Source organism: Halomonas sp. R57-5, from assembly GCF_900070345.1.
GTDB classification, from domain to species: domain Bacteria; phylum Pseudomonadota; class Gammaproteobacteria; order Pseudomonadales; family Halomonadaceae; genus Vreelandella; species Vreelandella ventosae_B.
Genome location: NZ_LN813019.1, coordinates 3,416,483 through 3,429,862, shown reverse-complemented (window position 1 = coordinate 3,429,862; position 13,380 = coordinate 3,416,483). Strand labels below are relative to the sequence as shown.

At 52.3% G+C, this 13,380-nt stretch carries 14 protein-coding genes and 1 tRNA gene; 13 read left to right on the top strand and 2 right to left on the bottom strand.

Features of this window, described 5'->3' with window-relative positions:
* The first annotated feature begins 221 nt into the window (after positions 1-221).
* The 5 genes from HALO_RS15785 (at position 222) to HALO_RS23765 (ending at position 5,261) form a co-directional block, all read left to right on the top strand.
* Complete coding sequence (locus HALO_RS15785) at positions 222-2,243, top strand: diguanylate cyclase (RefSeq protein ID WP_442906013.1); 2,022 nt, start codon at positions 222-224, stop codon at positions 2,241-2,243.
* Between the two features lie 139 nt (positions 2,244-2,382).
* Entirely contained in the window at positions 2,383-3,330 is a 948-nt protein-coding gene (locus tag HALO_RS15780) for an AEC family transporter (protein ID WP_035578020.1), read from the top strand.
* 66 nt (positions 3,331-3,396) lie between these two features.
* Positions 3,397-3,473 (top strand) — tRNA-Arg (locus HALO_RS15775).
* A 166-nt stretch (positions 3,474-3,639) separates the two neighbouring features.
* Positions 3,640-4,848, top strand: coding sequence for a tyrosine-type recombinase/integrase (locus HALO_RS15770; RefSeq protein WP_050713638.1), 1,209 nt, complete (start codon positions 3,640-3,642; stop codon positions 4,846-4,848).
* Positions 4,845-5,261: an ogr/Delta-like zinc finger family protein gene (locus HALO_RS23765; RefSeq protein WP_050713637.1), complete on the top strand. Its 417-nt coding sequence runs from the start codon at positions 4,845-4,847 to the stop codon at positions 5,259-5,261. The genes HALO_RS15770 and HALO_RS23765 overlap by 4 nt, the downstream gene beginning before the upstream one ends.
* Positions 5,262-5,283: 22 nt before the next feature.
* On the opposite strand, the gene HALO_RS15760 is transcribed toward HALO_RS23765, so the two are convergent.
* Together HALO_RS15760 and HALO_RS15755 are read right to left on the bottom strand one after the other, a co-directional pair.
* A complete protein-coding gene (locus tag HALO_RS15760; RefSeq protein WP_050713636.1) occupies positions 5,284-5,742 on the bottom strand; it encodes a hypothetical protein in 459 nt (152 codons plus the stop codon).
* Between the two features lie 7 nt (positions 5,743-5,749).
* Positions 5,750-7,009 (bottom strand): abortive infection family protein, encoded by a 1,260-nt coding sequence (locus HALO_RS15755; protein ID WP_050713635.1) that lies wholly within the window; start codon positions 7,007-7,009, stop codon positions 5,750-5,752.
* Positions 7,010-7,260: 251 nt separating this feature from the next.
* Between HALO_RS15755 and HALO_RS15750 the strand changes: the two genes are divergently transcribed.
* From HALO_RS15750 to HALO_RS15720, 8 genes are all read left to right on the top strand, one after another.
* Positions 7,261-7,563, top strand: coding sequence for a helix-turn-helix transcriptional regulator (locus tag HALO_RS15750; RefSeq protein WP_050713634.1), 303 nt, complete (start codon positions 7,261-7,263; stop codon positions 7,561-7,563).
* A complete protein-coding gene (locus HALO_RS15745; protein ID WP_050713633.1) occupies positions 7,560-7,784 on the top strand; it encodes a hypothetical protein in 225 nt (74 codons plus the stop codon). Before HALO_RS15750 ends, HALO_RS15745 begins: the two co-directional genes overlap by 4 nt.
* A 137-nt stretch (positions 7,785-7,921) precedes the next feature.
* Positions 7,922-8,476 (top strand): hypothetical protein, encoded by a 555-nt coding sequence (locus HALO_RS23130; RefSeq protein WP_157693179.1) that lies wholly within the window; start codon positions 7,922-7,924, stop codon positions 8,474-8,476.
* The gene (locus HALO_RS15735) at positions 8,469-8,786 is read left to right on the top strand and encodes a hypothetical protein (protein ID WP_050713631.1); all 318 of its coding nucleotides are present in this window, start codon (positions 8,469-8,471) and stop codon (positions 8,784-8,786) included. The genes HALO_RS23130 and HALO_RS15735 overlap by 8 nt, the downstream gene beginning before the upstream one ends.
* Positions 8,779-9,771 carry a toprim domain-containing protein gene (locus HALO_RS15730; protein ID WP_050713630.1) on the top strand — a complete coding sequence of 331 codons (993 nt, stop codon included), beginning with the start codon at positions 8,779-8,781 and terminating at the stop codon, positions 9,769-9,771. The genes HALO_RS15735 and HALO_RS15730 overlap by 8 nt, the downstream gene beginning before the upstream one ends.
* Positions 9,768-11,036, top strand: a complete 1,269-nt coding sequence (locus HALO_RS15725) for a DUF927 domain-containing protein (RefSeq protein ID WP_197671943.1) — start codon at positions 9,768-9,770, stop codon at positions 11,034-11,036. Before HALO_RS15730 ends, HALO_RS15725 begins: the two co-directional genes overlap by 4 nt.
* A 93-nt stretch (positions 11,037-11,129) precedes the next feature.
* Entirely contained in the window at positions 11,130-11,561 is a 432-nt protein-coding gene (locus HALO_RS23360) for a hypothetical protein (RefSeq protein ID WP_197671942.1), read from the top strand.
* 496 nt (positions 11,562-12,057) lie between these two features.
* Positions 12,058-12,975: a hypothetical protein gene (locus tag HALO_RS15720; RefSeq protein ID WP_157693178.1), complete on the top strand. Its 918-nt coding sequence runs from the start codon at positions 12,058-12,060 to the stop codon at positions 12,973-12,975.
* The last annotated feature ends 405 nt before the right edge of the window (positions 12,976-13,380 follow it).

Here is a 13,380-nt window from a genome sequence, read left to right as displayed (position 1 = left end):
CGGGCGAACATACGTTAATTGGCTAGGGTAATCAATTCATCCTCCTTTAAGTGATAGGCTAGATCATGTAAAGGGCACGCTTAGTTGATAAGTGAAACGCTCGTTAGGCCACAAGTTTGGTAAATTAGTGTTTGAAGTGGCTTGAGCGATACGCTCATCACCCCCAACAACAGCAAATGGATACAAATGCTGCCGTTATTCTATAGATTCAGGGGCTCCTCGTGCGTCTGGCTGCCCTGCTGAAAAAAATGCATATTTCCCGCTCATTAAGAGGCCGGCTACTGCTGGGTCTTGCCGCTACTTGGTTTTTGGTCGTTACCCTGGTGCTGGGCATGTCCTGGCAGTTGGGTAAAACCATGGTGCAAGAAACCAATATGTCGCACCTGCGCTATGAAGCTACTCTGCTGGCTGATGAAGTCACTCAACAGGTTGAGCTGCGTTTCCAGGCATTGGAGCGCCTACGCGGAATGATTGGTAACACCGATGATGCGTCTTGGATCAGCTATCAACTGCAGCAAAACGATAGTTTGCTGGCCTGGTTCGAGGGCATTGTCGTGGCTGATCGCGAGGGGAGAATAGTGGCCGATTGGCCCGCCATTGTTGGCCGGGTAGGGCTGGAAACCTCACAGCTTGAGTATTTCCGCATGTTGCGCGGTACTCGTCGGCCCTATGTGAGCGAGCCATTTAAAGGGCGGGCGAGCGGTATGCCGATGGTGTTAGTAAGTGTGCCGCGCTTCACCGAACAGGGCGAGTTCGATGGCTTTGTGGGGGGAATTCTTAGTCTTGATTCAGGGGGCATCTTCAGCCGTTTAGCCAAGGTGCGTTTGGGTGAGAATGGCTATGCGGGTATTGCCACTGCGTCAGGGAAAGTGTTGTATCACCCGGATCGCACCTTAATTAATGGCCCTGTTCCCGACAAGTCATTTAACCCGTGGTTAGACCTTGCGCTGGATGGCTGGGAGGGAGATGGTTTAGGCAAACTATTAAATGGTCAAATGGCGCTTCAGTCTTATGCTCAGGTATGGCCTGCAGGCTGGGTGGTGGGTCTCTACTTGCCGGTTCATCAAGCGCAACTTCCGCTGGCTAGCTTTATTCAGAAACTGTGGTGGTTGTGGGTACTGTTTGCGCTCTCCATGCTGCCTTTGCTGTGGTGGATGTTAGGCCAAGTGCTTTCGCCCCTGAAGCATTTGGAAAGGCAAATTGGCGAGGTGGGGCTCGGCTATCGTGAGAATGTAACCCTGGCGACGAATATGCAGGAGTTGCAGCAGGTAGCGGGTACCTTCAACCGAGTAGAAGAAGAACGGCAGCTATTGCTCGGTTATCTTCAAGAGCGTGAGGCGTTTCTAGACTCGGTGTTGAGCGCCGCACCGCAAGGTATGTTTGTCGCCAATATTAAGGGCAGCATTACTTATATGAATCCTGCGCTTTTAGAGATGCTGGGGGTTTCTGCTGACGCGCCAATGGAGACATGGCTGCCCCAGATCCATAGTGACGMCCTCGCCGATGCCAAGGATATGTGGCTGCATAGCCTTAACAGCGGCAGCGATTTCATCCGACAGTTGCGTTTTTTGCGCAGCGATAAAGAGCTGCTGTGGCTGGATATTCATGCCCGTGTGGTGATGCTTTCCCAGGATGGCCATACCCTTGGGTTGGTCGGGGTGGTAAAAGACATTACCGAGCGCCGCGAGCAGGAAGCTATTCAGCGCTGGGAAGCAGAACATGATCCGTTAACGGGCTTGTTGAATCGCCGTGGTTTCGAGCGTCGCCTGGACGAAGCCTTTGCCGACTTCCAAAAAACCAGTACACCTTCAGCCCTATTGTTGTTCGATTTGGACCACTTCAAGCCTATCAATGATGAAGGTGGCCACGCGTTAGGCGATGAAATGCTGCGCCGTATTGCCCAGGTGGTCGCCTGGGAAGTTCGCCGCAGCGACCATGTGGCACGTCAGGGAGGAGACGAGTTTGGCGTGTTGCTGCCCAGTTGCACCCTGGCTCAAGCGAGAAGGATCGCCGAGTCATTACGTCAATCGGTCAGTGAAATCTCTGTTACCCATGAAGGTAAAGAGTACATGGTGACGCTCAGTATCGGTGTCACCACCTTTGATGAAGTTGACTCCAACGTGGCCGATGTCCTGGCGCGGGCCGATGCCGGTAGTTATAAAGCCAAGGGGTTGGGTCGTGATGGTGTGGTGGTTAATATGCCCAATGATGGTGTGGTGGAGCTCTTTGACCAATCCACATAACGTCTGGCAAGCGCGTGTTCTGTTCTACACTCAGGGGCGCTTGCCAGTCGACAAACGTCGTCCGGCAGTACAGTATAAGCAGGTGCTAAATTTGTTGTTGGAAGCCAGTTTTTAAATCAAAGCTGACCGAGATACTGTTGTGAACCTACTTGAACTGTTTGCCCGCACGCTTGATGTCACGCTGCCTGTCTTCGCGATGGTATTTCTTGGCCTGGGTCTTAAGCGCTTGAAATGGATCGATAGCGCTTTTGTCTCGACCGCTTCCGCACTGGTATTTAGAGCAACGCTCCCCACACTGATCTTCCTTAGTTTGATTAAAGCCGACCTAAGCGTTGCTTTAGACGTCTCGCTGATGGTGTTTTTTGCCGTGGCTACGCTGGGGCAGTTTTTATTGAGCTGGGTATGGGCGCGATACCGTGTAGTGCATCATGATCGCGGCATTTACGTTCAGGGGGCGTTTCGCGGCAACTGCGGGATAGTAGGGCTGGCGTTGGCAGCGGGGATGTACGGTAACTATGGCCTTTCAGCGGGTAGTCTTCTACTGGGCGTGGTGATAGTGATGTATAACGCGTTTTCGGTTGTGGTGTTGGCCTTCTACCAACCGGGCCAGTCCACCGATTGGCGCAGCCTGCTTAAGCATGTCGCCAAAAATCCGCTGATTATTTCTGTGTTTGCGGCGTTACCCTTTACGGCACTTTCTATTCCGCTACCCAGTTGGGTGATTACCTCCGGGGACTATTTTGCCTCGTTAACACTGCCGCTGGCGTTGATTTGCATTGGGGCGACGCTCTCCGTGTCGAGCATGCGCGACAGCAGTCAGGTGGCTCTCGGCGCTAGCTTGATGAAGATGGTCACGCTCCCAATACTCTCTACTGTGGCGGCTTGGCTAGTGGGGTTTTCAGGCGAGCAGTTGGGCCTGCTGTTCCTGTTCTTCGCCAGCCCCACTGCCGCCGCCAGCTTTGTAATGGTGAAAGCGATAGGCGGCAATGTGGCCCTGGCAGCCAATATCATCGCCATCACCACGCTGATGGCGAGCATTACCGTTACGCTAGGCATCTTCGCGCTGCGTTTGCTGGGCTGGATATAGCCATTCGGTTGGCCCTACCTAAGTCGACGCGTTATACTACGCGCCCGCAAGTTTAAGACCACGTTTGTCCCTGTAGCTCAGTAGGATAGAGCAGCCGCCTCCTAAGCGGCAGGTCGCAGGTTCGACTCCTGCCAGGGACGCCAACGGGCAATCTTGAGTAGTCCTGACAAGGCCAAAATAGAAGTCTAACACTCTGAAAGACTTTAATTTTTTGCCCCTCACAGTTCCTCAGCATTCCTTCCAAAGCCAGCCGCAAAGTGGTATACAGTAGGGTATAGACCCCTATTCGAGGATTCTCGATATACCCTCATGGCGCTAACTACCCGTCAGATAAACGCAACTAAGCCAGGCACGAAAATTGTTACCCTCTCCGATGGCATGGGATTAGAMCTTAGGATCACAACCAACGGCAGCCGTGGATGGCGTTTGCGCTACACCCGCCCCAACGGCAAGCGCAACATGATCAGCCTGGGCAAATACCCCGAAGTGACCCTTGCAGAGGCGCGAGAGAAGCGAACCGACTTAAGACGGTTGATTGCTAAGGGTATTGATCCTGTCGAGCACAAACAGAACGAAAAGCGCGCTCTAAAATACGCGTCAGAGAACACTTTCAAAGTGCTGGCGATGGAGTGGCATGCCGCCATGGTGCCGCGCTGGAAAGAAGGCTCTAAACGTGTCAACGACAGCAGACGTGTGCTTGAAATGTACGTGTTTCCGAAGGTTGGAGACCGCGCTATTGAGAGCATTTTACCGCTGGAGTGGTTGGAGATCCTGCGCACGCTAGAGGATGCAGGCAAATTCGAGCAGAGACGCCGCCTACACGCCTTTTGTCGTGACATCTATCGCTTTGCCATCATTACGGGCAGAGCCAGCTACAACCCCCTTACCGACCTTCAAACGGCGCTCAAGCCCTACAAGCGGGGTAGCTTCCACCATCTCCCGCAAAGTGAATTACCACAGCTTGTGCGCGATATTCAGGCGTACGATAAAAGCCCCATGGTACGTATTGGACTAAAGTTACTGCTACTGACAGCCGTTCGCCCTGGAGAGCTGCGCAGGGCAGAGTGGGCTGAATTCGACTTAGATGCAGCCGTTTGGAAGATCCCCGCCGAGCGCATGAAGATGGGCAGGGCGCACCAAGTGCCCCTGCCTGCTCAGGCGGTGGACGAGCTGCGCTACCTTCACAAGCTAACAGGCCCCTTCAAACTGCTATTCCCAGGCCGAAACGACCCCAGAAAGCCCATATCAGATGCAGCCTTTGGTATGGCCCTCAAGCGTATGGGTTATGAGGGCAGGCACGTTCCCCACGGCACCCGCCATGTGGTGGCCACCGGCTTAAAAGAGCTGGGCTACCCCAGAGAATGGATAGAGCTACAGCTATCGCACAAGCTGCCAGGGATCGAGGGCGTTTACACCCATGCCCAGCACATGGCCCCGGATCAAAGGCCCGCCATGATGCAGTTTTGGGCGGATCACCTCTTTGGCACTGAGAGGAGAAGCGAAGGGCTAGCGATATGAAAGGGATAGGGGAGAAGTGTCTAGCGTGTGGGTCCATAATGAGAACCAAGGAGCGCCGCAGGATAACCTACCAGCACCAAGAGGCCGTGTTGCAGTGCTTCGGCTGTCGTCGTCTTTGGTATGTTGACCTACATTTCTCCCCTGTTAGGGCTTATAAGCGCTCAAAGGCTGAGAGTGAAATAAGCGAGAAAGAGCCTGAAGCTAGCTGCATACTTATTGACGAAAAGGTCTGCTATCCAGATGAATTGTGCTTTTTTGGCGACATGTGTGGCAAATGCGGGTCGTATTTTCGTGTCAGAACCAGTAGGCGCGTTTCTGAATATTTCAAGGCGTTCTATCTAAGCTGTACTGGCCCCAGCTGTGGGGCCAAGATGAAAGTAGAGATGAGTATTACGTTAATTAGAGGTGCGTGATTTTAATTTATGCTTGTTGAATTTAGCCAGCGCTGATGACTTGCATCAATGCAGCTATAGCAAGTATTACGAACCCAAGGGCCATGTTTAAGTTAACAGTAGTATCAGGTTTTAAGATGTTCCCGCTTTCTTCTGATAATTCTTTATTTTTTATTTTGACTTTGTCTTCTAATTCCTTTTTTTGTTGCGCGGAGTGTAAGTTATAGCTTTCTATATCGATTTCTAAGAGTAGCTTGTGTTTTTCGATATTGATTTTTTCTTCTTGCTTTTTATATCTGTGAAATTGTAGAAAATGATATGATAGTAGAAGTGCACCAATAAAGCTTAATAATGCTGCGGCCTGACCGAAACGTCTTTTCATTTCATCTGATAACTCAGGTATGGTGAGATCAAAACCTAATAGTATGGGTAGTATAGTTAGCAATGTGATTGTTAAGTTAATTGTTAGAGCCTGTAGTGGGCTTTTGATTTTTGTTTTCATTTAATGATTATTCTTTGTCTGTTGATTGTGTAAGCTGACGCTTGTTATGGGTTTCTGTGATAAAGTCTATAAATATTATTGCGGCACCAACTGCAAGGCGTGCATGCCTGATTTCAAGCCCTTTATGCTGTCCATCCCTGCCATGCCCAGTGCCATAAAGCCCCCTAAGCTCAGCGATGTTTTTGGTGATGTTGCTCAGATTTCTAAGAATTAATTTTATATTTTCTGCACCCCTGGCTGAGTCAGGAACATCATTTGCAACCAGCTTTAATTCTTTAGTTAATAGCTTGGTCAGAGTTGGTATATCCGCTGATCTAGGGTATTCGACTTCCCTTTTCTTCAAAATTGTTTTACAACAAGTTTCCACTAAATCTTTAGCTGTGCCGATAGCTAGAATTGGATCTGTTTCCACCGCATATTCAAGCCGTTCAATCTCTTTTTGCATCCATCCTGCATCTAAAGAATCTGCTACAGCTTTTCCTCTTGATATGGAACGATTCTTAGTAGCTGTTTTTTCGCCTTGGAATCTAGGGCGGCCCGCAATTTTCTCTATTTCAATCAACTCCCAACCACAGCTCTTTAGTTGATCGTTTATATGCTGGACTAAACTTAATGTTTCGTTCCTGTCCGGCCTGACAATTGGGTTTAGAGCCTCCGAAATGAATTTTATGAAGACCTCTTCATCACAGCTCGATAGATTGAATCGCTCGTCAGTAAACACCCAGTTAAGTGGGTAATCATCGTTATTGACTGTATGCTGCCAGATGTCTCCGGCTGCTGTGCTATATCTTGAATCATAAGAGGGAAGTGTTTCTAGGTCGAATATTCTCTGAAGGAACTCAACATCGTTTAATGCTCCGGCATAATGAATATTATCCATTGTAAAACAATCAAAAATGTTTTTTCGCTTATCTTTTGGTATCTCACCGTTGGTTGTGGTTATTTCTTTTTTGACAACTTTTGGTACAAATTTTATTGTAAAGTTATCGCTACTATATTGCTCTATAGTGAGATTGAATCTTTTTGATATTTGTTTTTCGAAAACTTCTTTTTTTCTAGAAAGTTGTGAATAAGTTTGAGGGTCTAGGTTTAAGTAAATTGTCCATAAGGTGGTGCCTCCATTCCAGTTGTCGAAACCAGTTTCTTTAATTTCAATATATGAGCTTTGGAGAGCAGCTAGTGCCTCATACATTCTATCTGCTTCAAGTAGCTGTTCTGTTGTTAATAAAATTTCTCTAATAGCAGCAGAGTCGAGATTTGAATTCACATTTTATCCTTCTGATTATTGCTAATAGCTGTGTTTTGATTTTTAGCTTCTATTAAACTGGCATTGGTAACTCTGACATTCCTAAATGTATTGAATATCTATATATCTTACTGCGCTAAGTCAAATGTTGTATCTCGGTGTGAGTGAGTCTACTTACACCCGGCTCTGATGGAAAGGTTTTGGTATGGGCGTCAAGCTTAGTCGGGCTACTGGAGCATTTGCTGGGAACGAGACCGCGAGGACATAAACCCATGACCGACACCACACACCAACCCACTTTCAAAACGGTGAACCAGATCGCGCTAGGCAATCGCCTGTTGCGCCGTAAAGACGTGGAGCAGAAAACCGGAAAGAGCCGTTCGGCCATTTATGAGGGTATTCGCCAGGGTACTTTTCCGGCCCCGGTGCCCATCGGTGGAAAGAGTGTGGCGTGGCTAGAAGAGGAGGTGGATAGCTGGATTGCCCACTGCCTGGAAGCGCGCAAACGTCAACGCCTGGAAAACTGCCCCACACCGCTACGCATGACCACTCAACCGCAGGAGCAACGCGCATGAACCAGTTTGAAGTCACTATCAACGGCACCACGCTGCAACTGACCGCTGAGGATGTGGTGGTCATGTCTACCGCCATGATGGAGGCGATGCGTAACCCTAGCGAAAAAACGTTTCGTAAGGGCACCTCAGGAAACATCTACGCCAAGGTGTTGAACGACCAGAGTGGTACGCAGCGTTTCAGCAAGCACTCATCTGCTGGTGTCGTCGAAACCGACTGCTAACCCCCTAAACCCTTTCCGCAAGTAGTAACGCTGCTGGGCTAATGCCCAGTGGGTAGGGGGAAGTTTTGCCCAAAAAACGAAAAAGGCTCCAAAGCTGGGGGGCGATGGAGCCGAAGCAAAGCAAAAGAAAGGTGCCCATGAAGTCTATCAAAGTATGTGAAATTTGCTGCCTCGAAAGCTTGCGAGGAACGCTAGGGAATGCTTATCATGGTATTGCTGTAGCAAAATCTACAGCCGGGCGTGAGAACCCGAGTTCAAATAGGCGCTACAGCGCCCCTATCATTGCAGGCGCTTTTTTTCCGCCTGTAGTGCGTCGTTATGGCGGCTGTGCGTGGGCACGCTTCGGCGTGGCCGGTTTCCTATTTGACCGGTTTCTCACCCTGCGTACGGTCGCCTCCAATCGCGTGAGAACGGTTGTTGGTGACTCCAAAAATCAAATAGGAGTCTCACCCATGGCCAATCAAAGCCAAGGTGCGTATACGCACACCCAAATTTCCCCCTCGCAAGTTTCTACCGCGCTTATCGGTGCAAAACTGATTGCTTACCGTGTGAACCGTAAGCCTGAACAGCTTCACCAGTTGTTAGGCATGGCTCGCATGGCCTGCGCACTTAACGCCCTTTCTTACCAAGAACACGACCAACTTCTCATCGAGCTAGAGCGCCTGTGCGTCGAGGAGGTGGATCATGCCTAATTTCACCCAGACCCCACGCCTAGAAGATGCGCTTTGCCTGACTGATGCTGAGTGCCTATTAATCGACCCCCGCGCCGATCACGACGCACTGTTTGACCAAGCGGAAGCCCGCCTGGAAGCCGCTAGCAATTTAATGTTTACGCTTTGCCAACTGGATACGCCAGGAGCCAGCGCTGATGCCCGCGATTTAGCCAATGTGGCGATTGCGTCGCGCTTTCTGCTAGCTGACTCCCATGACCTACTCATGGCTGCCCGCCTAGTCGCAAAACGTCAACAAGCGCCTGCCAGGAAGGGGGTGCGCCATGGCTAAAGCGACTATCCAAAAGATTCAGCAGGTCGCGGCGGTGGCACTAAACAGTGCTGAAATTCTATTGGTTGAGTGGCTGCCCGATGGGCAGCGCCAGGGGAGCGAGTGGGTAGCCCTGAACACGGCACGCGCCGATGCCTGCCCAGGTTCCTTTGGCGTGTCGCTCGTCTCTGGCAAGTGGAATGACTTTGCCGACCAAGACGCCCACGGCGGGGATCTGGTTTCCTTACTGAGCTACCTACGTAACTGTCGGCAAGTCGACGCCGCTATGCTGATTGATGAGCAGCTTGGGCTAGGCATTTTTCAACGTGCATGCGCGTCTACCGCGCCGTTACCCAAGCCCTACGATGTGCCCACCAAAACCCAGCTACGCCAGCAGGCAGACGCCGAGCGTTTAGCTGCCCATGAACGCGCTGCCCTGGCAGCTAAACGGCTTTGGCACTCAGCAGGCCCTGCTAACCCTGCACACCCGTACTTGGTGGAAAAGGGGATCGAGCCTTACCACCTTCGCCAATCCGCACAGGGCCAATTGCTTGTGCCGCTGTATGCAGATGGGCAATTGGTCAATGTGCAGTGCATCGACCAGCAAGGCCACAAGCGGTTTTTGAAAGGTGGCCGTGTGCGGGGCGCTTATGCGCCCCTTGGCAGGGTGCAGGCAGGCCGCCAGCTTTTTATTTGTGAGGGCTGGGCCACTGGCGCAACCCTTCACGCTCACACCCGCGAGCCGGTGGCGTGTGCCATGAACGCGGGCAACCTTGCCGCCGTGGCCGAAACCCTACGCGACCGATACGACGCCCTGGATTTGGTTATTGCTGGGGATGACGACCGCTTAACCCCCGGCAACCCAGGCCGCACCGCCGCCAACGCGGCAGCGCTGGCAGTGGGTGCCCTGGTGCTATTTCCCGTATGGCCACAAGAAGCCCCCACCACACTCAGCGACTTTAACGACTTAGCTCGCTGGTATCGCCAGCAAAGGAACGCCACATGAGCGAGCAAACGACACGCGAACAGCAAGCGCACCTAGCCCTGGTGGGCAAGCCGACCGCGCCCAAGATCGACACCTTAGAGCGCCCGAGCTACGCCGTTTATGAAGGGCCAACCATGGTGGAAGGCAAGCAGTACCGGGCGGGCACTTGGTATCACGGCATCAAGCACACCAACAGCGACGAGGCAGGCCAGCCGTTTGACCTATGGCTATGCGCACCGCTGTACGTCAAAGCGGAAACGATCAATAGCGACGATGGCAGCGTGGGCCGCCTGTTGCGCTTCAAGCACCGCGGCCACGCCATTGAGTACGTCATGCCCATGGAAGCCCTAGCGGGCAAAGGGGAGGAAGTGCTGAAAGCCTTGCTACGCCAAGGGCTAGAGGTGGATTACCACCAGCGCCGCTATGTGCCTGCCTACATTGCTAGCTACCACGGCTTAACTCGCATCCTAGCCACAACCACAAAGCCAGGGTGGCACGAGCGAAGCGGGGCCTTTGTGCTTCCGAGTCGGGTTTTAGGCGGTGAAGATGTGCGCTATCAGGATAGCGGCAAGGGCGCGCTGCTGTTTTCAGAGCGGGGCACCTTGGAAGGCTGGAAAAGCGAGCTGGCTTACTACTGCCAGGGCAACCCGGTACTGATCCTTTCGGTTTGCTGCGCATTGGCAGGCCCGCTGCTTTCAAAAGTAGGCGTGAATGGGGGCGGTGTGCATCTGGTGGGCGACTCCTCAAGCGGTAAGTCACTGGCTCAAGCACTCGCCGCCACGGTGTGGGGCGACCCCAGCCGCTTTGCCGCCTCGTGGGATATGTCAAAGGGTGGTATCGAGATCGAGGCATCGTCACGCAATGACACGGTGCTGATTCTGGACGAGATCAAGCGCGCCGATCCGAAGCGGGTACAAGAAATGGCCTACGCCATCGCTAACGGTACGGGCAAGGGCACCATGACCCGCGAACGGGAAGGGCGGCCCAAGCTATATTGGCGGGTTTTGGCGCTTTCCAGTGGTGAACGATCGCTGACAGAACACGCAGCCATTTCTGGCAATGCCGCCCATGCCGGGGCAGAACTGCGCATGGTGGATGTGAATGCAGGCACCCGCACTTATCGCGCCTTTGACGACGTACACGGCATGAGCGGGGCCACCTTCCATAGAAGGCTAACCACGGCCACAGCGCACCACTTTGGCATGATTGGCCCCGCCTTCGTGGAGCAGATACTCAAGGAAACCGATCCCGACTACTTTTATCGCCGGTTTGCTGAGGTACGGTAAGGATTCAATTCTGAAGGCCCCCAGGCGGGCAGGGTAGCGGATCGCTTCGCCATCATTGGGCTAGCAGGTGAGCTGGCGACCACTTACGGAATTTTGCCGTGGGAAGAAGGCACCGCCGCCAATGCAAGCCGCCAGCTTTTCCGCGAGTGGATCGCCAGGGTAGGCGACGGTAACGCAGAAGATCGGCAAATACTTAGCGCGCTATCGGATTTTATCGCTATGCACGGTGATAGCCGCTTTTCCAATATTGCTGCTGAGCTACCCAACTCCAACATTAAGCACCGAGCAGGTTACTTCGAGATCGAGGACGGCAAGCGTCTTTACCTATTCAACCGTGCCTCACTGACTGAGGCGGCAGCGGGGTATGGCCGTGACCGAGTGATACGCACCCTGGAAACCTACAACGTGCTAGCCAAAACCGACAGTGGCCGCCGCCAGAAAAACTACCGCCTGCCAGGAGGAGGGAGCACGCGCTTTTTCGTCATTGATCCCGACAAGCTGGATGCAGAGCGAGGGGGCGAATGATGGATAGGCTTTTTACGCGTGAACCTAGTTTCTGTGGCAACACTGGCTACAACGGCAACACCCAGCAACCATGCGGCTTGCAGCCGTTGCCTATTAATAAGAGAGGTGGCAACAAAGGCAACACATATCTTTATATCTATAGAGCACCTGATTTTGTCTGTTGCCGTTTTAAAAAAGCGGCTACAGGTTGCCAAAAAAAATATCAATTAAATCAATGGTGTTACCGGTGTTGCCTCGTTGCCCGCGTTTTTGAAATCAGTCAGGGGAATTATAGGGGAATGGTTGCGTTCGTTATGCGAACACTTCCTGGTTGTCTCCTTGCCGTGACCCATCCCCCTTTCTGGCAGGCGCTTTTCTTCTTTCTCCCGTTTTCCCAACCGTGGGGCTTCAGCTCCACATCCTCACCCTGCACCCCAACCGCCCAATGGAGGGCCTGATGAACCAACCAGCCACTACCACTCAACAGACCGACCGTAACAGCAACGAGGGCCAAACCATGGAAACCGCACAACTGGAAGCACAAGCACCCGCCAAAGGGGGCAAAGCGCCTGGACGTTCACTTACTTACTTCGATGCGCCCTACATAGCGAGTTGTATCTCAGAAGAAGATCTGCGCGAGAATGTTGAGAAGGGCTTGAAGAGATACCTCACGCGTCGCCGGAAGCTGACAGAGGTATGCAATGAACTGGATCGGCTGAAAAAAACGCTAAGCGCGCTAGAACAGCAGGGCGAAGAAGCCGATGGAGAGTGGAAGCAGAGCTTTTTGAAAGGCTTTGGCAAACAGACTAAATCGATGCGCGATAAGGTCAAACAGAAAACCCAAGCTAAGCTAGAGGCCGAGCAGATCAAGGAAATGATCGAGTTACTTGAGCCACAGGCCCAGTGGATCAAAATGTATACCTATCTGGCGCGTAATGCCTTAGTGGACAATAAAAGCAGGCTCATCGACTTGGTGACGCATAATCGCCTAATTGAAGCTGTGGACGAGCTTTCCCGTAACACAGAGTGCATGGCCAAGTTAGGGGAGGTTGTGAAGTACCTGTTCGAGCGCATCGAAACAGATACCTGCAACGATCATGCTTACATGGCCACGTTAGGGATCGATGCCTGGAAGCAAAAAGGAGCGGCCTATAAGGCGGTAATGAACTACGAAGACACCGCTCAACTGAATCGCGAGGTGAGCAGGCGTCAAATGTCGGCACTTGGCGATCTGTTCCTCAGTCGCATACCAGTCGATCACAAGCGGATAAAGCTCCCAGGCACCGAGATCCCTGAGCGCCTGCCGTTTGAAGACTATAAAGATGGCGGCTATTACTCACCCATCCGCTTCCCACGTGAGCTGAAAGAGCTTGAAGAAAAAATGGGCTTCGTACCAAGCCTTGATGAGCTGGATAGCGACGATACAGCCGCCTAGCGCTCAATCACGCCCCTCAAGCCAAAGCCTCGCCCTGTGCGGGGCTTTCTCGTTTCAAAGCATTAGCAGGGCTTACAGCGGCACACAGCGGCTATATGGGATGGTTGCCAAGGGGTAGGCCCCCCAGGCCGCCGCACCCAACGGCGCGTTGTCCCCCACCCGCCTGCGGTGTTCGCTTGTGGGGCAATTCTTCATGCACACCGCAAAACGGCCCAAAGCCCGCTATTGCTGGGCTGTAGGCGGGTTTTGGGTGCGTTGGAGGCATGCGAAATCATGCGGATTTGTGAACGTTGAATATCAAACATGTTGGTGGTGATCAGGTAGCAACAGTAAATGAGCTTGGCTGCTGAATTGGTTGGTATTGATAAAGCTAGGTAAGGCCTAAGTATTCCCAAGAGCATGAAA